The sequence below is a fragment of the Aliivibrio friggae genome, assembly GCF_057368515.1.
Genome location: NZ_CM170649.1, coordinates 674702 through 697812, shown reverse-complemented (window position 1 = coordinate 697812; position 23111 = coordinate 674702). Strand labels below are relative to the sequence as shown.

Below are 23111 nucleotides of genomic sequence, written 5' to 3'. Positions count from 1 at the left end.
TTTAAAGAAGTAACGTGATGAAACTACTTATAATAGAAGATGAAACGAAAGCTGGAGATTATCTAAAAAAGGGATTAACAGAGTCCGGTTACACTGTTGATCTTTCGCGTGATGGCGTTGATGGTTTGTATAACGCAACGACATATCAATACGATTTAATTATCTTAGATGTCATGCTGCCAAAATTGAATGGGTGGCAAATTTTGCAAACGCTCAGAAACTGCGAAAATAGCACGCCTATTATTATGCTGACGGCAAAAGATCAAGTAGATGACAAAGTAAAAGGGTTTGAACTCGGCGCGAATGATTACCTAATCAAGCCCTTTGCCTTTGCTGAATTAAAAGCTCGTATTGAAAATGCACTGAGATCTCAAACTGCAAACTCGCACACCCAAAAAGTAAACGAGTTAGTCTTATGTGATTTACAACTCGACCTTTTAAAACATACTGCGACAAGAAATCACGATAATATTACGTTAACAGCAAAAGAATTTTCATTACTCGAATTGTTCATGCGAAAGCAAGGAGAAGTACTATCAAGAACCACCATCGCTTCTCTCATTTGGGATATGAATTTCGACAGTGATACCAATGTCATTGACGTTGCCGTTAAACGACTCAGAGCAAAAATCGATAAACCTTACGACACGCCATTGATCCATACGGTGCGAGGGATGGGCTATAAAATGGACGAGGTGTGATGCGATGAAAACTCATTATCTTTCAATGAAATTAAAGCTCACCCTCATGTTTTTCTCCACCTCGGTATTTGTGTTTATTGGCCTTGGCATCGCCATTCAGTATCTCGTTCAATCCCATTTCTATGAAGAAGACCGTAATCAACTAACCTCCAACCGCACTTCCATTTCCGTCTTACTGCAAAACAAAGGGATTACTAGTACCGAGATATTTTCATCGTTAAAAAGCAGAGGCATTAATGTATGGATAACCAAAAAGAACGGAGAGCAAACCCAAAACACCAACGTAATCGCAAATGATGATGCATTTTCTCCATCAAAAGACCTTAACGAGTGGACGTATAATAACTACACATTTAGAACTTTATATTATCCTCTAAACGCACATGATGAGTACACTGGCCTTCTCATTGGCATTAACATTGATCATCACATTCAATTTAATAAAAAACTCAAAGTTATTTTAATGTGGTCTATTAGCATCGCGAGTTTGCTGTCTTTTCTTTACAGTTTTTTGATCGTGAGTATGGGGTTTAAACCGCTTAGATCACTGCAAAATCAAATCAAAGAAGTTCAACCAAATAAATTGCATATCCGATTATCTGATGAGAGGTTACCCACTGAACTCATTGAGTTTGCGAGGGTGCAAAACCAAATGCTTGAACGATTAGAATTGGGGTTTCAGCGCTTAAGTGACTTTTCTTCTGATATTGCCCATGAGTTAAAAACCCCATTATCGAACATTGTGACACAAACTCAAGTCACGCTATCACACCCAAGATCCACACAAGACTATCAGGACATTTTATCGTCTAATTTAGAAGAATTAGAACGGATCAATAAAACCATTAACGATACTCTTTATCTTGCTAAGTCAGAAAATGATTTGCTATTAAAAAATAATATCCACTTAGATTTAGTCTCATTATTTGAACCTATTGTAGAATATTACAGCATCATTTCTGAAGAGTCAGACGTTACTATTCGGCTTTCTGGTAAGGGCATCCTATATGGGGATAAATCGATGATACAACGAATTGCTAATAATCTCTTATCAAACGCAATTCGTCATTCAGCACCAAACAGTTCTATTTTAATTGATATCAAAGAAAGCCCAAATAAAGTGCAATTATCAATTTCAAACACAGGTGACATCATCCAAGAAAAGGATCTGCCTTTTATTTTTGAGCGCTTTTACAGAGCCGATAAATCACGAAGACATTCAAGCAGCACAGGCGCAGGGCTTGGATTAACTATTGTTCGCTCGATTATAAATGCACATAATGGAAAGATAACAGTGCAGTCTGCCGATACACAAACAACGTTTACCGTTTCTTTCCAAAAATAATGATTAATTCGTAATGTTAGCCCAATTAAGATCGACAATACGTTCATCCGCAATGTAATAAATTACATCGCCTGGCGATAGTATGGTTTCTAGACTTGGGTTAATTTTACACCCTTCATTATTTGTCTGTATGGCAATAATGATGGCTTCATACTGCTTCTTAAATGGCGTATACACCGATTCAATCGTAAATGGCGTGATGTCGTTCGGTATCTCAATTGAGTATTGAGTCTGACCTTCATGCGCACTCACCAACTCAGAATGAATAAAACTTGAGCCTTTATCCATTACAGACTTCGCCACTAATTCTGTCGACAGTGACGAAATACACTCTGAATTCGGGCAATATTTATGCAATAAATCTCGTTTGATTGGGTCTTCAAAGTGAGCCACTAAATGCGCATCGCTGTTTTGCTCTGCGACAAACAAACTAATGGTTAACGTTGCATCATCTAAATCGGTATCAACAATAACCGCACTGGCTTTCGATAAGTTTGAGCGTTCCATTTCTGTTGCATCGGTAAACGAGTTAACGCGCACAAAATGGATATCAGAATCAAAAGGAGACTCTTCATACTCACAAGAGACAACCACCACTTCTCGTCGGCCTTGCTCTTCTCTTCTTAACATTTGAACAAGGTGAGGCGTTCGCCCACTGTTTATTCCAATAACGATAATGTGATTTTCTAAGTTCAAGTTTCGTCTCCCTCTTCTGTTTGTACGCCAAAAATCGGTAAAAAATACCGCGGCACGTCCCACTGACAACGCAAATAAACCAACACCACATGGAATAATAAACAAGGCTGAAAAGAGTCGACCATGATCGGTTGTTGGGCTTAAATCGCCATACCCTACGGTACTACTGGTGGTAACGATATAGTAAAAAAAGCTGGATAGGTTATCGGTTAAATGAGGTTCATTCGCCAAGGTTAACCCTAGCCAACTTAACGCGACGTAACTGATAAGAAGAAACATCAGCGTATACATATTAATCGCCATAAAGTGCTTATTAATTAAGTTAGCAATGACTTTTAATATTGCGTGCATTGTTATTCCTTCATCATCCATAATTCCGATCAGTGTAGCGTACTACAAAATTAACGTATACCTTCTAACTCTAATAATGCTTGTTTGATGTCAACGCCACCAGCGTATCCCGTTAGGCTGCCATTCTTACCAATCACACGATGGCAAGGAACGATAATTGATATTGGATTTTTACCATTAGCCCCACCAACCGCTTGAGACGCCTTTGGGTTACCGACTGCAATGGCAAGATCTTTATAGCACCATGTTTCACCATAAGGGATTGTTGTTAATGCTTTCCATACCTTATTTTGAAACTCTGTGCCATTTGCCGCTAATGGAATAGAAAACTCACGGCGGTTTCCTGAAAAATATTCCTGTAACTGAAGAACGGTAAGTTTCAAAACAGGATGGTCATCTGCTTGCGTTCCAAAATCACTTAATTCCATCTCATGACTTTCAAACCAAACACCAAGCAAGCCATCGTCATTCGCGTTGGCAGTCACAAGACCTAACGGGCTTTCAAATTGAGTATACACATTCATTTCATTGCTCCTTTTTAACATTCTTCATCAAAACAACATTCATCTTGTAAGAAACCAATCACCGAAGACAGTTTCTCATATTCAGCCACACAAAAAAGAGTTCGCCCTTCACGGCGTTGAGAAATTAATCCTGCAGAAGCCAAACCTGATACATGATGAGACAAGGTAGAACCCGGAATATCTAATTTTTCTTGTATTCCACCAACAGCAATCCCTTGGTGCCCAGCACGAACTACAACATTATAAATAGCTAAACGGGTGGGATGCCCTAATTCTTTCAATGCTTTAGCAACAATTTCAATATCCATTATGTATTCCTCTTTAAATTTATATTTCGATATTACTAGAAATAACTTGATCGCGCCAATAGTTATGTGTATATTTCGACTATTCCAGAAATATAGAGATTTAGATTATGTTTACAATTACACAAGACATGGTGATGGACACCTTAAATATGTTCGCGTTTTTAGCGGCAGAATTAACCGTACTGTTCCTATTAATTAGCTACCTTGTTGGCGTCTTACAGGAATACATTCCACCAGCGAAGATCCAAAGTATTCTGAGCGGGAAAAATGGCCGAGGCTATATTGTTGCCGGCTTACTTGGTGCAATTACTCCGTTTTGCTCATGCTCAACCATTCCTTTTTTGAAAGGTCTACTAAGAGCTAAAGCTGGTTTTGGTACGATGATGGTGTTCTTGTTTGCAAGCCCACTATTAAACCCAATCATTATTGGACTATTCGCTGTCACCTTTGGTCTTAAAGTGACTGTGTTCTACTTTGCAATTGCAATGGGTGTATCCATTATTGCAGGTTACACCTTAGAAAAACTGGGCTTTGAAAAATACGTAAAAGAAAGCGCGTATATCGCACCTGAATCAAAAGGCTGTGGTTCAACCTGTGGCGCTGCGAAAAAAGCACCTCAAAGTAAATGGATGAAAATTTGGAACAGTACTTGGACTGATTTTAAGAAAGTATTGCCTTATTTAATTGGTGGTATTGCTCTTGGCTCAATGATTTATGGCTTTATGCCAACAGAATTCGTTGCTCGTATCGCAAGTGAAAATAACCCATTTGCTATCCCAGTTGCGGCGGTCATTGGTATTCCTCTTTACATTCGTGCTGAAGCGGTTATCCCGTTAAGTGCAGCACTAGCAGCAAAAGGAATGAGTCTTGGTGCAGTAATGGCGTTAATCATTGGTAGTGCAGGGGCAAGTTTAACCGAAGTAATTTTGCTTAAATCTATCTTCAAGAACCAAATGATTGCAGCGTTCTTAGTAGTAATTCTAGGCATGGCAATTGGTGCGGGCTTCTTGTATCAATTTATCTTCTAAAGATTAAACTCCTCAAAAAATAATACGCAATATTAACAAAGCCATATCACTCAATTTGATATGGCTTTTTGTCTTTAACATCATCTATTTCTTGATAAAACTTTGATGAAACTAACGGTTACTCTTTCTTAATTCCAATTTTATTCCTTTTTGCACTACACTGCCCTTCTATTTACTATCATCGAGAGCGGTGTGACATGAAAATTCTAAATATAGACAAAGACACGTATCGTAAAAAAACTAACTTGGTTATGGTGGGTTTTGTTGGTTGTCTTGCGGTGTTAGCCCTTGCATTCGGCTCAATTCTTATTGCTTTATTTGGCTCAGAAGGCATTACTGAATCCGGCTCTACTGGCAACTTTCATCTCAATGTTCTTGGCGTTATCTTAGCGGTAATAGTAAGTTCTGTGGTTATGAACAAAGTTAAAAGTAATCCGTATTTTGATGAGATCATGTACGTATGGCAACTAAAACAAATTCATAATCGTATCTATCGTAAGCTAGCAAAGATTAAAGAAAAAGCGGCCAGAAATGATCACAACTCTCTGTTGATACTCGCTTTCTACTACACGACTCAACAACAAGTATTCACCTTGGATAACAACACGCTTACCATTACAGCAGTTCAAAAAAGCTTAAATGAAGTATATGAACAAGCAGCAGAAATGAACTTTACGCTTGATCTTGATGATTTTACTGTCGACTTACTAGATAGATACTAATAACAGATACAACTGATCATGAATTAGTTTCATAACAATATTACAAATAATCTCAATATTGACCTATGTCAAATTGTTACGAGCTGTGTTTTAATCGCTAATAACAACAGCACATAATAAGGAATGACATGGAAATCACTAACGTTAGCTTCATTGGTTTGGGCGTAATGGGCTACCCAATGGCCCGCCATTTAAAAAATGCAGGCTTTTCAACTACGGTATATAACCGCACAGAAGAAAAAGCAAAACAATGGGCTGCGGAATACCAAGGTCAATCCGCCGCTACTCCTCGTGAAGCATCAGAAGGCTCAGACATCGTTTTTGTTTGTGTTGGTAATGATGACGATGTTCGTAGTGTTATTTATGGTGAAGATGGTGTTCTTGCAGGTTTAAAACCTGGTGCTATTTTAGTCGATAACACCACCACATCAGCTACCTTAGCGGTTGAACTTGCAAAAGCGTCTGAAGCACAAGGTAATCAATTTATTGATGCTCCCGTTTCTGGTGGTCAAGCCGGTGCTGAAAACGGTGTATTAACCGTGATGTGTGGCGGTAATGAAGCAGCATTCAATACAGCAAAACCTGTGATTCAAAGCTTTGCTAAAGCGATTACTCTTCTTGGTGAAAATGGCCAAGGCCAACGCTGTAAAATGGCAAACCAAATCTGTATCGCTGGTGTATTAAAAGGCCTAAGTGAAGCGCTTATTCTTGCTGAAAAAGCCAACCTAGATATCGATCTTGTGGTTGATACGCTAAAACACGGCGCGGCGGGTTCATGGCAGATGGAAAACCGTGCAAGCACCATGGCACAAGATAAATTCGATTTCGGTTTTGCCATTGATTGGATGAGAAAAGATCTTGGCATTTGTCTAGATGAAGCAAAAGCTCATGGGATTAAACTGCCACTCACAGAAGAAGTAGATCAGGAATACAAAAACCTGCAAGAACAAGGTTTAGGTCGAATGGATACGTCTGTGCTAATCAAAGCGGTTAAAGCAAAAATATAACCTCACAAAAAACCATAATAACGTAAAGGGTGAAAATAAAACTCACCCTTTTTTATTACACACTCAACACCCCATTCCCTCTCATTTTGTCTCTTCTTGTCATCAGTTCACCTGAACCTGTGATCTAAGACTGCTTTTGTTTACCCTACACTTTCTCCCACTCACTCTTGTCTCGTCCTACAAATCGTTACTGCTCTCACGTTTTTAACCAATCAAAGATAATGAATACCCTAGATATCGTTGCGGTAGATAACATTTATCTATGTGATATGCATTTTTTCTATGGCTCGCCTTTATAAATTGCATTTCACCACCTACCTCCAAAGTCCTATGATTATCTCAATGACGTTAACCTTATAAACAGGTCAACATGTATCGCAGGAAGCACTCTAGAGAGACCGCTTAATACTAAATATAAGCTGTTGATACCATTAAATTATACCAACGTGATTTTATCGGTTTAAAACTCTATCCCTTTTCAGGAGCAATAAAATGATTAAGAAAATATCGCTTGCCGTTTCAGCCGCCCTACTATTAAGCAATACCGCAATGGCAGCAGAAAACATTGTTATCGGTGTAGAAAAAAGCTACGTACCTTACTTCACCGAACTGGCTGAACAGTTCAACCAAGGCAAAGATTTTAAAGTAGAAGTAACTGCAACAAGTATGTTTGATTTACTGGCTGCACTGCCAACTCAAAAAGGCAACATTGCTGATATTTTCATGATCCCAAATGACCGAATCGGTGAATTAGCGGATCAACATTTAATTGCCCCAACCAATTTCACCGTTAACGGTTATACCGATGCAGCAACCAACGCATCAACCTATAACAGCCAAACCTACATGCTTCCAATGTCTACAGATACAACCCTATTTCTATATAACAAAGACATGATAAAAGAAGCACCAAAAACACTGAAAGAAATCCCGCCGTCAGAGTGGGCTGCTAAATTTACCGATTTTTACTTCACTGGCGGTCTATTTATGTCTAACGGTGGTTATATCTTCAAAAACAATAATCCAGAAGATATTGGTTTAAATACACCTGACGCAATCAAAGCGGGTTTAGCTGCTCAAGAGCTATATAAAAGTGGCGTGAGTCACTGGACCCTAATGCAAGATGATACCGTTGCTTATGACATCATGATGAAATACTTCATGGAAGGAAAACTAAAAGCCATTATCAACGGCCCATGGGCAATTGCTGATATTGAAAAAACAGGCATTAATGTTGGTGCAGCACCAATTCCAAGTTGGGATGGCAGTCATCCATATAAAGCCCTAACAGGCACAAAAGGGATGACCGTAAATGGTTACAGTGATAATCAAGAAGGTGCTCGTGAGTTTATTAAATTCCTAGCGACTCCTGAAAACGCAAACAAATGGTATGCAGACACACGTGAAGTATCACCTAGCCTAGCTGTCAATTACAAAGAAGGCTCTCTACATAAAGCTATCTTTGATGCGACCAATATCGGCCAACCTATGCCAAGTATCCCAGAGTTCATGAAGGTTTGGGGACCAATGAAAACGGGTCTTGCTCAAATCGCACAAGGTCAAGATGTAAAAGCGGTACTAGATGCAGCCGTTGATACTATCGAAATTGATATCGAAGACATGTAACCCACACCCATTCGATTTTCACTCTATCTGCACGATGCTGAACCACTCAGCATCGTGCAATACAAAGACATGACATATCTACACAACACTAATAAATAAGTAGGTTATTTACATGAGTCAACAGTTTGTATTCTGGCTCTCTATGCTGATTCCTGGCAGTGGACACCTTCTACTGCGTCGAATGCGAGAGACTCTATTTGGATTCTCTATATTGGCTTTAGAGATATTGGTTTTTATTCAATTTACCCTTCCTAATTTCCGTCTATTGGCCGTCGAACAACCGAATGGAAAAATCACTATTGGTGCAGAGCGCTTTGTAGATGATTCTTTTCTTATCATGGTGGGTTCAACCGTTGGCGCAATGATGATCTTAGTCTTTTTCGCATTGCACTACGCCTTTGCTCGCGATGCAAAAGACGTAAAACGACAAATAGATGAATCTGGTTTTGCGATTACCTTTACTGAAAAAGTACGCGGATTATCACACGAAATCGTTCCTAATCTAATTACCGCACCTAAATTCATCTTGCTGTTTGTGTTTGCTTTATTACCAGCGATTGTTTCTATCGTTGTTGCTTTTACTAACTTCAAACGCCCTGTTTTACCACCTGCATTTCTAATTGAATGGAAAGGCTTCACTAACTTTGAACGTTTGTTCACGAACGAACGTACTGCTGCCGCATTCCAAGAAACTTTGTCATGGACACTAACTTGGACCTTCTGTGCTTCTGCCTTGACTATTGTTCTAGGTACAGTCCTTGCCGTTGTAGCAAACAATAAACACATCAGAGGGAAGAAGTTCTTCCGAACTGTGTACATCTTACCTTGGGCTGTTCCTGCTTTCTTAACCATTCTTGTTTTCCAACTGTTCTTCTCAAAAGTTGGTGGCATGAACACCATGGTTATCCCATTCTTCACTGGTAACGAATACGACGTAAGCACAGCAATTGGCTTCTTCCTAAATGCAGATTACGCCAAAATCACCATCATCTTAATTCAAGCGTGGTTAGGCTTCCCTTACGTATTTATCTTGGTAACGGGTGTATTACAAACCATTCCTGATGACTTATATGAAGCCAGTGCAATTGATGGTGGCAACGCATGGACAAACTTCTTCGACATCACTTTACCCCTGATATTGATCAGTGTTGCTCCGGTATTTATTACCCAATTTACCTTCAACTTTAACAACGTCACCATCGTATACATGTTGGGTGAAGCAACGGTTCAAACCGTAGGGTCTATCTACAAACCGCTCGATACGATTTCATCTCTAGGCTTCCGATTAATGATGGATGCGAAATACAACGAAGCGGCGGTATACACCTTAATCACCAGTACTGTTGTTGGTGCCGTGGTCTTGTATTCATGGCTAAAAGCGGGTGCCTTTAAAAATGAGGAAGTTATGTAATGGACAGAGCAATTCCTTTAGAACGCCAAATTAAAAAGAAACGTTTAAACCGTCACGTTATCACTAAAAACATGGGCGTTATCTTTAGTTACGCGTTTCTAATTTCAATGTCAGTGATCATTCTATACCCGATATTAGTGACATTAATGAGTGCGTTTAACGTAAGTAACTCACTGTACTCTACGTCGTTCTTCCCTGAAAATTTCAGTTTAACGGAGAACTTTGTTCAACTTTTTAATGATACGCCTTATTTAAGCTGGTACCGAAATACCTTCTTAGTGTCGATAATCACTATGATCCTTTCTACGTTTATCGTGACAATTTCGGGGTTTGTTTACTCTCGTTATCGTTACCAATCTCGTAAGAGTGCATTAATGTCATTATTGATCATTCAAATCATCCCATCAGGCAGTGGCTTAATTGCTCTGTATGCGATTGCGAACTCTATCGGTATTTACAGCTCTGCCAACGCCACACTTTATACGTATATCTTTATGATCCTCATCTACACCACAGGTGGCATCACAATGAATACGATTTTAATGAAAGGCTATTACGATTCGATTCCTCGTGCATTAGATGAATCAGCCAAAATTGATGGTGCAACTCAAATGCAGATCTTCAAAGAAATACTGCTGCCATTAGTTAAGCCGATGATCATGGTTATCGCTATCTTCTGTTTCTTAGGTCCAATTGGCGACATCATCATGCCTAAGTTCCTGATTGCAAGTATGGATTCAGAAGCAAAAACGCTGGCAGTTGGCCTTATGGGTCTTATCAATAACATCAAAGAATCAAGCTACAACGTATTCGCAGCAGGCGCGGTCTTAGCAGCAATTCCGCCTGTTATCGTTTTCTATAAATTTCAAGATTATATCGTGGGCGGCTTAACGTCTGGTGGAGTAAAAGGCTAATGAGCAAAATTTCATTAAGAAACATCAATAAAAAATACCCTAATTCTGATACCTGCTCGGTACGTGATTTCAATCTCGATATTGAAGAAGGTGAATTCATTGTTCTTGTCGGCCCATCGGGCTGTGGTAAATCCACCACGCTACGCATGATTGCAGGCTTAGAAGATATTACTGATGGCGAATTCATCATCGATGGTGAAGTGGTAAACGATGTTAGCTCAAAAGATCGTGATATTGCGATGGTATTCCAAAGTTATGCGCTGTATCCGCACATGTCAGTTCGTGACAACATTGGCTATGGCTTAAAGTTACGTAATTACCCAAGTGATGACATTAAAAGCTCAGTTGATAACATCTCAGAAGACCTATTCTTAACGGAATATCTTGAGCGTAAACCTAAAGAGCTATCTGGTGGCCAACGTCAACGTGTGGCTTTAGGCCGTGCCATGGTTCGTACACCTAAATTGTATCTAATGGATGAGCCATTAAGTAACTTGGATGCAAAACTACGTACCACAACCCGTACTGAAATCTCTCGCATGCACAGAGACAAAGGCGCTATCACAATTTACGTAACCCATGACCAAGTTGAAGCAATGACCATGGCAGACCGTATTGTATTAATGTCGATGGGTGAAGTTCAACAAATTGGTTCTCCAAAAGAGCTATTTACTAATCCTAAAAACTGTTTTGTAGCCACTTTCATGGGTATGCCATCAATGAACTTGATTGAGGGTACCTACGAAGGCGGTCAATTCATGTGTCCTTCTTTCACTATTACGCTGAATGAAAGTGATCAACAGATCTTAAATAACTCCGGTTACAACGGAAAGTCTGTCACGTTAGGTGCGCGCTCTAGTGCCATTCGTTCGGGCAAGAAATACCGCGATGCATTCCCTAACTGTTGTTTTGAAGTCACCGCACTTAACAGCGAATACTTAGGTGATGCAATCAACGTGTTCTTTAATGCCGCACCAATGAACATGTTTGTAGGCACATTGGGCACTGGCGAACCAGACGTTGATATCGACGAGAAAATCACCTTAGTTATCGATAACACCAAGCTACATTTCTTTGATACTAAGACGGAAGAGTCCATCAAGTATTCAATCAAATCGGCTGAATTTAAAAAATAGAACACAGCCACCTTTATTGCCCTCATCCCATTGAGGGCAATAAGCCATGCCTTATAGAGCATACTTATACCGAAAAGAAAGGAGTCACATTTTGAATTTTCGCGGCCAACTTCAACGCATTCACGACTATATGCTTCATATTGCTGTCGCTGTCGTGATTTTCATTACCGGCTTTATCATTGCTTACAGTAGCCTTCCTAAGCCATCATTTGACTACTCAACCTTTACTGAGCAGCAGCAAAATTTTAAACAATGTGTGAATAATGATGAGCTATTTGCTTCTGCACAACAGTTTGAAAATGACTATTTAACCCTGCCGCTAGAAACCATTAATACTCAATACAAAGCACTGCGTGATCAGATCCCAAGTGATTGTGGCTCGTTTCATGTAGAGAGCAGTTACGAACAACTGCAAGAAATGGCATTACCTGTATTGGCCGAAGCCCAGCGCTTTTATGGCACTCAAAACGTCAAAGCCGTAAATGCCGTATATACCACGCCTTCTCAATACAACGCACTGCTTACACAGCCTCAGCCTTATCTGTTTTTCATTTCTGATAATGAGCAAGAACGCATTGCCGCATTCAAAGTAACACCGACTAAAGATGACGTCCAAATTACGTCGCTGTGGGGATACGAAGAGAGCCAAGATCTCGCGTACACCCAAGGTGAAGTGCAAAAACTGTTACTCGTTTATAACGAAATTAAAAGCTAACTATAAACTCCCTTGTTTATTTAACACCTACAACGTGAATAAAGTAAGCACGGGATAACATTTGATATTTAATTGTAAGGTTCACATGAAAATCTCTCTTTCTAAAGCAAATTTTCGCGATATGGATCGCCTTGAAGAATCAAACTACCTATTAACGAATGGATTAGGCGGTTATTCTTCTCTTACCCTTGCAGGCTCTTGCAGTCGAAGTGATCATGCGTTGTTTATGGCAAGCCTTGTCGCACCAAACAATCGCTTTAATTTTGTTCGCCACTTAGATGACCGTATAACCTTACCAAGCGGAGACTCCCATCCGCTTTCTTCTCAAGCGAATGTAAATCCGTATGACACTGTAGATTCAACCCTACTGTTTGATAATTTTACTCAAACTCATCTTCCAGAGTTTACGTATCGTATCCGTGGTATTGAAATCACCAAAACGATTGTAATGGCTCAAGGGGTAAATCGCCTTGCCGTAAAATATCAAATATTTAATCCGTTAAAACAAGCATTCACATTAAATGTAACGCCAAAATACCACTTCTGTGCAAAAGGACTGAACCTGTCAAGACAGCAAGAATTTACACACCAAGATGGGAAAATCACCAGTAATGGTCAGAAACTAACTTATCGCCACAATGGTGCTGATTCTAGATTGGAGACCCCTCGCTATGAGTCTGGTCTTTACTTCTCTTATGATGCTCGTGATGGTCGCCCTGCGACAGATGCTCAAATGGCACTTCATACCATCGCTTTTGTTGGTACTGAAACAAGTGAACAGTTTTATATTATTTTTGAAGCAGAAGAAAAACGCGCCATGTCTCTAGAGATGCAATCAGTCGATGACATGATCAACGCAGAAATTAAGCGCCAACAAGAGTACATCAAACACGCTAATCTAAAGAGCCTATTTGGAAAACAATTGGTTCGTGCCAGTGAGCAGTTTGTCGTAGATCGTGACTCAACAGAATCCAAATCCATCATTGCGGGCTACCCATTCTTTGCCGATTGGGGCCGAGATACCATGATTGCGTTATGGGGCTGTAATTTATCAACCAATCAATTTGAAGACGCAAGACAGATCTTCCGTACCTTTATCCGTTACGAACGCCGTGGTGTACTGCCAAATCTTTTCCCTGAAGCTGGGGTTGAGCCAATGTATAACACCATTGATGCATCGCTACTCTTCATTGTTAGCTTGTATGAATATTACCAAGCAAGTGGCGATCTAGAGTTTATCCGTGATGAAGCATACGAGTGCATGACTAACATTTATCAGCATTACCGTAACGGTACTGACTTTGAGATTAAGATGCTTGATAATGGTTTGATCAGCGGCGGCAGCGGTTTTGATCAACTTACTTGGATGGACATTCGTTACGGCGATATCGTACCAACTCCAAGACACGGTTGTGCAGTAGAAATTAACGCCCTTTGGTTTAATGCCCTCTCTATTTTTGATTTCTTTAATCAAAAACTGAATAAGCCAATGCCGGAATTACCAGCACTGGTAGAGCAAGTAAAAACCACCTTTAACGATGAGTTTTACAATGATGCAGGGTACTTAAATGATTGGATTAAAGAAGGGGAAGTAAACCAACAAATTCGCCCAAATCAAGCTTATGCCGTTGGCCTTCCTTTCCCAATATTAAGTCAAGAAAGAGCACGTTCGGTCATTCTTACTATTTATAAAGAGTTGTATTCACCCTTGGGTTTACGCTCGCTAGCAATGAGTGATCCTGAATTTAAAGCAGTATGTACAGGCTCGCATTTTGATCGAGACATGGCCTACCACCAGGGTACGGTTTGGGGCTTTATGATTGGTCAATTCTTAATGGGGATCTTACGTCATTTCCCACAAGATAAAGACTTACTTCATATTGTTGAACAGTTTATTGAGCATAACCAAGATGGCCTATATGAAGGTTGTATTGGTCAATTGGCTGAAATCTATGATGGTTACGCACCAAATCAATCTCGTGGTTGTTTTGCTCAAGCGTGGAGCGTCAGTGAAGTATTACGCGTCGTGAAATATTACGAACAAACGCACCAAAAATAGAATTTCATATTTAAATAATTATACCAACCTGAGTAACTATTACGTCAGATAGTTATTCGGGTTGGTACTTTCACTAAACGGTATTAATCATGATTACAAAAGCAGCGATCTATCATAGATCTCACTCAAGTTATTCTTATACTTATGATAAAGAGACGCTTCATTTACGCATTCGCACAGCAAAAGGCGAAGTCGATAACGCCACGCTAAGAATTGGTGATCCATACGATTGGACATCGGGTGGCGGTGGCGGCAACCTAAATGCAGAAGATGCCATGGGTTGGAGTGGCGGTGAAAACTTTGTCATGGAAAAAGAGTGTGAAACAGAATTGTTTGATTACTGGTTCTGCGAAGCACAGCCACGATTTTTCCGTGCTCGTTATGCTTTTATTCTTGAAGGCAAAGAAGAAGAAACACTGCTCGTTACTGAAAAACAAATTTTCACTATCACCGATGATGCAGACCCAGTATTAAGCCAATTACTCAATTTTTACTGCTTCCCATACATGAACCCTATTGATGTATTTAGCCCGCCACAGTGGGTAAAAGAGACAGTTTGGTATCAAATATTTCCTGAGCGTTTTGCCAATGGTGATCCGTCAATCTCACCAAGCAATGCACTTCCTTGGGGCTCTGAAGATCCGAAAACCAACAGCTTCTTTGGTGGTGATTTACAAGGTGTCATTGACCATCTGGATTACTTGCAAGCTCTTGGTATTACTGGTTTATATTTCACCCCTATTACTCAAGGTAAGACCAATCACAAATACGATACCGTTGATTATCTAAAAGTTGACCCTGCTTTTGGTGACGAGGACACGGTAAGAACGCTAATTATAGAAGCTCATAAACGTGGCATGAAAGTCATGTTAGATGCCGTATTCAATCATATTGGTGCCGATTCTCTTCAATGGCAAGATGTCATCAAACACGGCAAAGACTCAAAATACATTGATTGGTTCTATGTTGAGCAATTCCCACTGATAGACGAGTCTAAAAAAGATCAGCACAGCAAAGAGTATCTCAACTATCGCGCCTTTGCCTTTGCGCAAAACATGCCAAAGTTAAATACCGAAAATCCAGAAGTGATGGAATACTTACTTGAAGTTGGTCGCTACTGGGTGCGTAATTTCAATATCGATGCGTGGCGTTTAGATGTCGCCAACGAAGTTGATCAACGCTTCTGGCGACGCTTCCGTGATGAGTTAAAAGCAATCAAACCTGAGATCTATATTTTGGGTGAAGCATGGCATGACTCGATGAACTGGCTTGCTGGAGATCAATTTGATGCCGTAATGAATTACCCATTATCCGATGCAATGATAGGATTTTTTGCTCACGGCAACCTCAATGCAAATCAGTTCAAATATGCGGTAAATGATGTCAATACAAGCTACCCGATTGCGGTTAATGAAGTGGCATTTTCCTTGCTAGATAGCCATGATACGGCTCGTATTCTTCACCGTTGTGATGGCAATAAAGAGAAAGTGAAACTGGCCTATTTATTCCAATTTACCCACAGTGGTACACCGTGTATTTATTATGGCAGTGAAATAGGCTTAGATGGCGGCGCCGATCCATTAAATCGTAAATGCATGATTTGGGATGAGAGCAAACATGATATGGAAATGAAACACCATATTATGCAGATCATCAAATTACGTAAGCAGCACCCGGCACTGCGAGCTCATCGTATTAATTGGTTAATGAGTGATGATGAAAAACAATGCCTTATCTACCAAAAAGTCATAAAAGACGAGTGCATTACCGTGGTTATGAATAACAGCGCCAACACGGTTGATATTACTTTACCTGATGTATTATCGAATCATAATGTCACTGATATTTATAATGATACTGCTTGCAAATTAGAAGAGACGTTAACATTGGCACCCTTTAGCTTCGCCATGTATCAAAACAAGAAGTAATCGCTAGATATCAAATAGTAAGCCACATAAAATAGCTCTTTCTTATTCAAGCAAAGAGCTATTATGTTTAAATTAATGATTCAATTCATTCAAGTAGCTAAAACTCAAAACGTCACCCAAGCCGCGAATAACCTCTGTTTAAGTCAACCGACATTGAGCCACAATATGCAGAAGTTAGAAGAGAAGCTGGGCAGCAAATTGTTTAATCGTAACTCAAAAGGGATCACCCTAACCTCCAGTGGTGAGTTACTTTACGAACAAGCAAAAATGATGCAAAACCTCTATGAAAACACCCTCAATAAATTAGAGAAGAATAAACTCAGACATCAAACCGAACTCAAAATTGGTTGTGGTGATGCGTGGTGGCAGCTATTTATTCGAGATTGTGTACAAGATTTTAGAGACGCTTACCCTCATAGTAATATATCTGTTGATGTAGGGAATCACCTTCAATTAATGAATCTGCTATTAAGCGATGAAATCAGTATTTTTGTTGGTCATGAGATATTAGGCTTAGCGCAATATGAAGACATACTGTTTCATCCTCTTTTTCAATGCAGTGAAGAAGTCTATGTAAGAAAAGGCCATCCTTTACTAGAGATCACCTGTAGCAATGAAGATATTGCTCGCTTTCCATCGGTTGATTTAGGAGCGGCAAAAAAACGATTTACGCATTTAGTTCAGCAGCAGAGTGAAGAGTTAACGACCTTTCAAAAGCGTCACTATTTACAAGAGAAGGTTATCTACAATACGAATTCACTACTAACTGCAATTGATTTACTACAAAACAGTGATGCGATTTTACCTTATCCAATGAATATGAGAGATTATTTTGATGGGTTTGATCTCGTTCCTTTACAAATGAAAGAGTGTTTTAGTAAAGCAACGATTGGCGCCTACCTACATAAAGATAAATTACAGAACAAACAAAGCATTGAGCTGTTAGAGCAATTTAAAGAATTAATTAAAAATAACCCTCAAATCAATGGCGAGTTTTAAGTCTAACCCTCATTCTTTAAATACAAAAAAGGAGATCATACGATCTCCTTTTTTATTTTAGTTTTTGATTTCAACGATAAACGCTAAATCAGCTTACACTTTAAAGCGAGATAGAGACATTTGCAGTGTGGTTGCTAACTGCGCTAGCTCAACACTTGATTGTGCAGTTTGCTCTGCACCTAATGCGACTTCACTTGCTGATAAGCTCATGCTTTGAATGTTGCGACCAAGTTCTTCTGTTACTGAATCTTGCTGGCTACACGCACTCGCGATTTGAATACCAGTATCCGCCACCTTCATCATGGTTTCTTCAATCATTTGGATTGATTGACCCGTTTGAACACTTTGCTCTACACAAACACGGATCTTAGAACAACTTTGATCTGTTGCATTTTTAGCATGTGCTGCACTTGCTTGTAGTTTTTCAATGATCTCAACGATTTCGCTAGTTGATGATTGAGTACGACCCGCAAGAGAACGAACTTCATCCGCAACTACCGCAAAACCACGACCTTGCTCACCAGCACGCGCCGCTTCAATTGCTGCATTCAGTGCTAATAAGTTTGTTTGATCAGCAATACCGCGAATCACTTCAACCACAACGCTGATGTTGTTTGATTCACGCTCTAGCTCTTCAACCAACTCACCTGCTTGTTCAATATCACGAGACACAACTTGAATTTGTTCAATATTCGACTGAACATCTTGGTTGCCTTGTTTAGCCTCTTCAGATGCTTCTAGAGCTGATGTAGACGCTGTTTCAGTGTTATTTGCTACTTCTGCTACGGTTGCTTTCATTTCTTCCATTGCAGCGGCTACCGTTGTAATGTCAGATTGTTGTTGTTGCATACCGCGAGCTGATTGCTCTGAGATTGCACTCATTTCTTCTACTGCTGCAGAAAGTTGCGTTACCGCTGAAATCGTATCTTCAATCAAAATGCGCAGTTGATCTTGCATCTCAATATTAGTATCAGCCAGTTCACCTAGCTCATCGTTACCAATTTCATTACGTTCAAGACGGAATGTTAAATCACCAGCAGCAATCGCTTTAGACTGTTCTACAACTAAATTTAATGGGCGACAAATTTGGCGAGCTAAGAAGAACGTAATAAAGATCATAAATGCAATTAATGCAGTAAACGACACTTGAGTCGCTGTTGTTACATTATCAACACTCCCCATAATTCTAGTGCGGTTATTAGCAACAAAACCTAGATTAATATCAATCAATGCATCCATTGCTGAACCAACAGTATTAAAAGCATCTAATGACCCCGATAAAACTTGTTGAGCTTTACGTAAATCTCGATCTTTTACTGATTGATTAAAGCCTGAAAGAATATTTGAATAGCTCTTCCAAGAGTTCAATACATTATCAAAAACTCGACGCTCATCGTCGCTACCTACTGTCGCATCATAACGATCAAGCATAATTTGAATTTCTTGCTTCGTCTTTTCTTGACGGCCAAATAATGCTTTTAAACTTTCATTATATTCAGGATACGTTAGCGATGCGTATTGACTACGACGTAGCACTGACATTTCAAAATATAAATTTTCAACCGAGATTACACTTGGTATTGTCGAATCAGTAAAGTTAATAACCTCTGATTCCACTTTATTTAATTCTTGTAATAGGAAAACAGCAAACGCTATCATCACTAAACTGATCGCCGAAAATACAACGGCAATCTTATTACGTACTGCTAAATTTTTATAACTCATGTTTTGACAACCTTTAGATAGTTCTTCATAACTCATCCATGAGTGTTATTTTATAGAGAAAATTGCTTAACTCTTTTACCTTATAACGACAGATTGACGAGAAAATAAAATAAAAACAGATAAAAGTCACACACTTTTATAATTCAAAAAATGTAAATAATAACAATGATTTGTAATAAAAAAAAGAAAGCAAACCATTGCTAAATTAGAGATGTGACAAAATGAGTGCCCAGTAATTTATTAGGTTAATTAATTGGTCATTTTACTTTGAAAAGCATGACTATTTACTTTCTAGTTAGCTCAATAGTCAAAATAACACCGCCAATAGTTCATTAATAAACCAATAATTCAGTAAAATAAATTTTACCTTTTTCTTAAAATAGTGATGTTTTAGTCATTAATATATTCAATATTCCATTACAGCTAAAATTTAAATGCGACATTCATTCCAAAAAAGATCACTTTCAACATAAAAAAAGGAGATCTAGTGATCTCCTTTTCTATTTATACCAATACTGGTTTAACGTCGTTTTTATTACACTTTAAAGCGTGATAAAGAAGTTTGTAGCGTCGTTGCTAATTGTGCTAATTCAACACTCGATTGTGCTGTTTGATCAGCCCCTAATGCCACTTCACTTGCTGATAAACTCATGCTTTGAATGTTACGACCAAGCTCTTCTGTTACTGAATCTTGTTGGCTACATGCACTCGCAATTTGAATACTCGTATCTGTTACTTTCATCATGGTTTCTTCAATCATTTGGATTGAATTACCCGTTTGAACGCTTTGCTCTACACAAATACGGATCTTAGAACAACTTTGATCGGTTGCTGCTTTTGCATGTGTCGCACTTGCTTGAAGTTTCTCAATGATCTCAACAATTTCTGTTGTTGATGATTGAGTACGACCTGCAAGAGAGCGAACTTCATCAGCAACTACCGCAAAACCACGACCTTGCTCACCAGCACGCGCCGCTTCAATTGCTGCATTCAGTGCTAATAAGTTTGTTTGATCAGCAATACCACGAATAACTTCAACCACAACGCTGATGTTATTTGATTCACGTTCTAGCTCTTCAACCAATTCACCTGCTTGTTCGATATCACGAGACACAACCTGAATTTGTTCAATATTCGACTGGACGTCTTGGTTACCTTGTTTTGCTTCTTCTGACGCTTCTAAAGCCGATGCAGAGGCCATCTCAGTATTATTTGCTACTTCTGCTACCGTTGCTTTCATTTCTTCCATTGCAGCGGCTACCGTTGTAATGTCAGATTGCTGCTGCTGCATACCACGCGCAGATTGTTCTGAAATCGCACTCATTTCTTCTACTGCTGCAGAAAGTTGCGTTACCGCAGAGATAGTATCTTCAATAAGCTCACGTAATTGATTTTGCATTTCAATATTGGTATCAGCCAGTTCACCTAGCTCATCATTACCAATCTCTTCACGTTGAAGGCGGAAAGTTAAATCACCCGCCGCAATCGCTTTAGACTGCTCTACCACTAAATTTAATGGGCGACAGATTTGGCGTGCTAAGAAGAAAGTAATAAAAATCATGAACGCAATTAAAGCAGTAAATGACACTTTCGTTGCCATTGTTACGTTATTAACACTGCTCATAATTGAAGTACGGTTGTTTGCTACAAACCCAAGGTTAGCCTCAACTAACGCATCCATTGCTGCACCAACTTCTTCAAATTGACGGAATGAATCAACCAATTCAGCTTGAGCTGACGTTTTTTCGCCATTACTGATCTTTTGAGTAAAACCACTTAAAAGGCGTAAATAATCTTGCCAACCATTATTAACACGATCAAATACACGACGCTCATCAGCACTTGCCACTGTCGCTTCGTATTTTGCAAGGTCAACTTTGATATCGTTTTTTTGTGAAGACAAAATCGACACTAAGCCAGGTAAATCCTTTTCTTGATATGTCAAAGCTGCATATTGATTTCGACGATACGCATTCATTTCAAAATATATGTCTTCCACAGATAACACGCTTGGTACAGTAGAGTCAGTAAAGTTAATCACCTCTGCCTCTACCTTGTTTAATTCTTGTAATAAGAAAAAGCCAAATGCGATCATCACTAATCCAATGCCTGAAAAAACAACGGCAATTTTCTTTCTTACTGCTAAATTTTTGTAACTCATGTTTTACACCTTTACTGATTATTAATAACTCGCTCCATGAGTATTTACGATAATAGAAATCATTTTTAACGATTTGAACCTATATCGGCCAAACCTCAAAAAACATGAAGTAAAAAGCTACAAAAACCACACCAATTTATAACGCACGATACGTTAAAAATAACCGTAAAAGGTTAATAAAAAAGGCAAACAACAAGAACTCAAATAACAGATGTAAAAAATGAGCAATTCACTAACGCATTACGCTAATAAATTGCTCATTTTAATTTAAAGCAATGTTAACTTATTTCTTAACTGGCTCAATCGTCAAAATAATACCGTCAACAGACACAACATGAACTAGCGTACCCTTTGGGATATCTTGAAAACTTTTTGCAGACCACGTGGTATCTCCTAGGACAATTCTGCAAGAACCCGCAATAACATCTTCTTCCAAACGAGAAGTTTGTCCAATTAGTTGCTTATCTTTTTGATTCAAAGCTCGTTTAGCATCCGATGAACCGTCTTTTTTGTGCTGATATCTCCACCACAACCACGTTGCAAAAAGAGAGAAGACAGCAAAGCTTACCCATTGTAATTGCCAGCTAAGTGGGATAACGGCATACAATACACCAACGGTAACAGCAGATAGCCCTATCCATAAAAAGTAACCTGCCGTTCCTAATAATTCACCTGCAAGTAGCAATAACCCAAGCGTTAACCAGTGCCAGTGATTCATTTGCTCAAAAAATTCCATTATGAACTCCTATTTAGAACCCTCTTTGTCTACCTTAAACATTTCAGCAATACCCGCAACTGATCCCATTAAGCCCGATGCTTCTAAAGGCAGCATAATGATCTTGCTGTTTTCTGCCTGCCCTATGGATTTTAGTGCTTCAGTATAGCCTTGCGCAATAAAGTAATTCACGGCTTGCATATCACCTTGAGAAATCGCTTCTGATACCATTCTTGTTGCATTTGCTTCGGCTTCGGCGGCACGTTCACGGGCTTCGGCTTGAAGAATTGCAGCTTGTTTATCACCTTCTGCTTTTAGGATCTCGCCTTGTTTATGACCTTCTGCTTTTAATATTTCAGCCTGACGTTTACCTTCAGCTTCTAGTACATCGGCACGTTTATGACGCTCAGCCTTCATTTGTGCATTCATCGCTGCCGTTAGATCTGCTGGTGGTTGCACATCTTTAATTTCAATACGTGTAATTTTGACGCCCCATGGATTGGTTGCTGCATCAACAATAGCTAAAAGCTTCACGTTAATCATGTCACGTTGACTCAGCATTTCATCAAGCTCCATAGAACCTAACACTGTACGCATATTCGTTAATGTTAAATTACGAATGGCATGCTGAAGATCGCTCACTTCATAAGCCGCTTTTGCGGCATCAACCACTTGCACAAAACACACGGCATCAATGGTTACATTGGCATTATCTTTTGAAATCACTTCCTGTGCAGGAATATCTAATACCTGCTCCATCATATTTATTTTGTGACCAATCGTATCAATAAATGGAATGATCAAATTCAAACCTGGTTGTAACGTCTGTGTATATCGACCAAATCGCTCGACAGTCCAATTGTGGCCTTGAGGTACCGTTTTAACACCAAGGGCAATTAATATGAGTACAAGGAATACCAGTACTCCAATTGTTATTAACGTATCATATGCCATTATTTTTCTTCCTTGTCTAATTGATAATTATCTTAATATATCCGCATCTTACAAATAAACGTTTGTTTTTTAATCATACCTAATTT

At 39.2% G+C, this 23111-nt stretch carries 20 protein-coding genes; 13 read left to right on the top strand and 7 right to left on the bottom strand.

The features are described from left to right. Window positions 1-17: 17 nt before the first annotated feature. Both AC2INI_RS16540 and AC2INI_RS16535 read left to right on the top strand, forming a co-directional pair. Window positions 18-701, top strand: coding sequence for a heavy metal response regulator transcription factor (locus AC2INI_RS16540; RefSeq protein WP_122032526.1), 684 nt, complete (start codon window positions 18-20; stop codon window positions 699-701). A gap of 4 nt (window positions 702-705) precedes the next feature. Beyond that, the gene (locus tag AC2INI_RS16535; RefSeq protein ID WP_486305748.1) at window positions 706-2046 is read left to right on the top strand and encodes a heavy metal sensor histidine kinase; all 1341 of its coding nucleotides are present in this window, start codon (window positions 706-708) and stop codon (window positions 2044-2046) included. A gap of 3 nt (window positions 2047-2049) precedes the next feature. Here the strand turns inward: AC2INI_RS16535 and AC2INI_RS16530 are convergent, their stop codons facing one another. From AC2INI_RS16530 to AC2INI_RS16520, 3 genes are read right to left on the bottom strand one after another with little or no spacing between them, the layout of a single operon-like run. Continuing rightward, window positions 2050-3093: an ion channel gene (locus AC2INI_RS16530; protein ID WP_486305747.1), complete on the bottom strand. Its 1044-nt coding sequence runs from the start codon at window positions 3091-3093 to the stop codon at window positions 2050-2052. 50 nt (window positions 3094-3143) lie between these two features. Further along, a complete protein-coding gene (locus AC2INI_RS16525) occupies window positions 3144-3617 on the bottom strand; it encodes a methylated-DNA--[protein]-cysteine S-methyltransferase (RefSeq protein WP_486305746.1) in 474 nt (157 codons plus the stop codon). A 14-nt stretch (window positions 3618-3631) separates the two neighbouring features. After that, complete coding sequence (locus tag AC2INI_RS16520) at window positions 3632-3925, bottom strand: ArsR/SmtB family transcription factor (protein WP_122032523.1); 294 nt, start codon at window positions 3923-3925, stop codon at window positions 3632-3634. A gap of 107 nt (window positions 3926-4032) precedes the next feature. Between AC2INI_RS16520 and AC2INI_RS16515 the strand changes: the two genes are divergently transcribed. From AC2INI_RS16515 to AC2INI_RS16465, 11 genes are all read left to right on the top strand, one after another. Next, entirely contained in the window at window positions 4033-4953 is a 921-nt protein-coding gene (locus AC2INI_RS16515) for a permease (RefSeq protein ID WP_122032522.1), read from the top strand. 197 nt (window positions 4954-5150) lie between these two features. Beyond that, a complete protein-coding gene (locus AC2INI_RS16510; protein ID WP_486305745.1) occupies window positions 5151-5675 on the top strand; it encodes a DUF3087 domain-containing protein in 525 nt (174 codons plus the stop codon). A gap of 128 nt (window positions 5676-5803) precedes the next feature. Next, complete coding sequence (locus tag AC2INI_RS16505) at window positions 5804-6682, top strand: NAD(P)-dependent oxidoreductase (protein WP_486305744.1); 879 nt, start codon at window positions 5804-5806, stop codon at window positions 6680-6682. 492 nt (window positions 6683-7174) lie between these two features. Next, a complete protein-coding gene (locus AC2INI_RS16500) occupies window positions 7175-8308 on the top strand; it encodes a sugar ABC transporter substrate-binding protein (protein WP_486305743.1) in 1134 nt (377 codons plus the stop codon). Between the two features lie 112 nt (window positions 8309-8420). Further along, a complete protein-coding gene (locus AC2INI_RS16495) occupies window positions 8421-9719 on the top strand; it encodes an ABC transporter permease subunit (RefSeq protein WP_486305742.1) in 1299 nt (432 codons plus the stop codon). After that, complete coding sequence (locus AC2INI_RS16490; RefSeq protein ID WP_130046704.1) at window positions 9719-10633, top strand: sugar ABC transporter permease; 915 nt, start codon at window positions 9719-9721, stop codon at window positions 10631-10633. The genes AC2INI_RS16495 and AC2INI_RS16490 overlap by 1 nt, the downstream gene beginning before the upstream one ends. Then, window positions 10633-11769, top strand: coding sequence for an ABC transporter ATP-binding protein (locus tag AC2INI_RS16485; RefSeq protein WP_486305741.1), 1137 nt, complete (start codon window positions 10633-10635; stop codon window positions 11767-11769). Before AC2INI_RS16490 ends, AC2INI_RS16485 begins: the two co-directional genes overlap by 1 nt. Before the next feature lie 91 nt (window positions 11770-11860). Further along, window positions 11861-12484, top strand: a complete 624-nt coding sequence (locus tag AC2INI_RS16480; protein ID WP_486305740.1) for a hypothetical protein — start codon at window positions 11861-11863, stop codon at window positions 12482-12484. An 85-nt stretch (window positions 12485-12569) separates the two neighbouring features. Beyond that, on the top strand, window positions 12570-14543 hold the full coding sequence (locus AC2INI_RS16475; RefSeq protein ID WP_486305739.1) for an amylo-alpha-1,6-glucosidase: 1974 nt from the start codon (window positions 12570-12572) through the stop codon (window positions 14541-14543). 89 nt (window positions 14544-14632) lie between these two features. Beyond that, window positions 14633-16471, top strand: coding sequence for a glycoside hydrolase family 13 protein (locus AC2INI_RS16470; RefSeq protein WP_486306442.1), 1839 nt, complete (start codon window positions 14633-14635; stop codon window positions 16469-16471). 63 nt (window positions 16472-16534) lie between these two features. Continuing rightward, the gene (locus tag AC2INI_RS16465) at window positions 16535-17470 is read left to right on the top strand and encodes a LysR family transcriptional regulator (protein WP_486306441.1); all 936 of its coding nucleotides are present in this window, start codon (window positions 16535-16537) and stop codon (window positions 17468-17470) included. Between the two features lie 93 nt (window positions 17471-17563). Here the strand turns inward: AC2INI_RS16465 and AC2INI_RS16460 are convergent, their stop codons facing one another. From AC2INI_RS16460 to AC2INI_RS16445, 4 genes are all read right to left on the bottom strand, one after another. Beyond that, a complete protein-coding gene (locus AC2INI_RS16460) occupies window positions 17564-19195 on the bottom strand; it encodes a methyl-accepting chemotaxis protein (protein ID WP_486306440.1) in 1632 nt (543 codons plus the stop codon). Between the two features lie 535 nt (window positions 19196-19730). Then, window positions 19731-21356, bottom strand: a complete 1626-nt coding sequence (locus tag AC2INI_RS16455; protein ID WP_486306439.1) for a methyl-accepting chemotaxis protein — start codon at window positions 21354-21356, stop codon at window positions 19731-19733. 283 nt (window positions 21357-21639) lie between these two features. Next, a complete protein-coding gene (locus AC2INI_RS16450; RefSeq protein WP_122032518.1) occupies window positions 21640-22092 on the bottom strand; it encodes an NfeD family protein in 453 nt (150 codons plus the stop codon). 9 nt (window positions 22093-22101) lie between these two features. Continuing rightward, the gene (locus AC2INI_RS16445; RefSeq protein ID WP_045103573.1) at window positions 22102-23025 is read right to left on the bottom strand and encodes an SPFH domain-containing protein; all 924 of its coding nucleotides are present in this window, start codon (window positions 23023-23025) and stop codon (window positions 22102-22104) included. Between the last annotated feature and the right edge of the window lie 86 nt (window positions 23026-23111).